The organism is Marinospirillum alkalitolerans, from assembly GCF_045055655.1.
Taxonomy (GTDB): domain Bacteria; phylum Pseudomonadota; class Gammaproteobacteria; order Pseudomonadales; family Halomonadaceae; genus Marinospirillum; species Marinospirillum alkalitolerans.
Window position 1 is genome coordinate 1 of record NZ_JBANFI010000030.1, and the last position, 821, is coordinate 821.

Consider the following 821-nt stretch of genomic DNA (forward strand, 5'->3'; position numbering starts at 1 on the left):
CTTGCTCACCGGAAAATTAGGAGCGCAGCGAGTAATTTTTCCGAGTGCAGCAATTTGTTATGACTAGAACCGGTTACGCTCCAGCCAACTAATAAAATCCGGAGCATCCTCTGTGAACAAGTTTGTCTCATGGTCCCATAAGAAAATTGTTGGAGACTCACCAACTGACCAGCAGTAAAGGTCACCGCAACCATTGCTAGCAAAAGCGATATAAGCCCGGCTCTTTACGTAAATCTGATTTTCTAGCAGTTCATGGGGTGCAAGAATTTCAGCGCTAAACCTCAGATCGTTTAAACCGCCCAATTTAACAAAATCACGATACCACCCTTTGAGCTCGGCTTTCAGAGTCAGCTCTACCTGATCCATTTCGCTCTCTGGTGGGATCGGCTCATCGAGCCGATACTTTTCGTTTATAGCCAAGATACTCTCAATCTGATGCATAGCTTTAGTCATAACGCCGCAATCAACGCCCGCAGGCGCGTTGCATTGCTTTGTTATTTGAACCAAACAACAACGAAGGATGAGAGGTGGACAATGGCAAGATTCAGCAGAGCGACACTAATATCCCAACTGAAGAAGCTATGTGAAGCTCAATATCGAGCTGGTGGATTCGACATTGGTAACGGGACTGCGCAGTTGCGCCCTCGCGGGAAAAACAGCCCCGTGACAGACGAGCTGATCAATCGGGCGGTTGATTATGGGCGTTGGCAACAAACACAGGATTTAATCCATCGCTTGGAAGATGGTGAGCTGGGCAAATAACGCCAAGCTCACGCGAACGAGAGCGACGGCCGGTTTTGTGTAAAATTGAGCGCAGCGAA

Annotated in this window: 1 protein-coding gene; it reads right to left on the minus strand. The window is 48.0% G+C overall.

Annotated features, from left to right (window positions below):
• Positions 1 to 63: 63 nt before the first annotated feature.
• The gene (locus tag V6U78_RS12690; protein WP_405341575.1) at positions 64 to 453 is read right to left on the minus strand and encodes an SMI1/KNR4 family protein; all 390 of its coding nucleotides are present in this window, start codon (positions 451 to 453) and stop codon (positions 64 to 66) included.
• Positions 454 to 821: the final 368 nt, after the last annotated feature.

Excerpts from the sequence above, each read along its gene's own strand:
- V6U78_RS12690 (WP_405341575.1), bottom strand. The coding sequence starts at position 453 with ATGACTAAAGCTATGCATCAGATTGAGAGTATCTTGGCTATAAACGAA.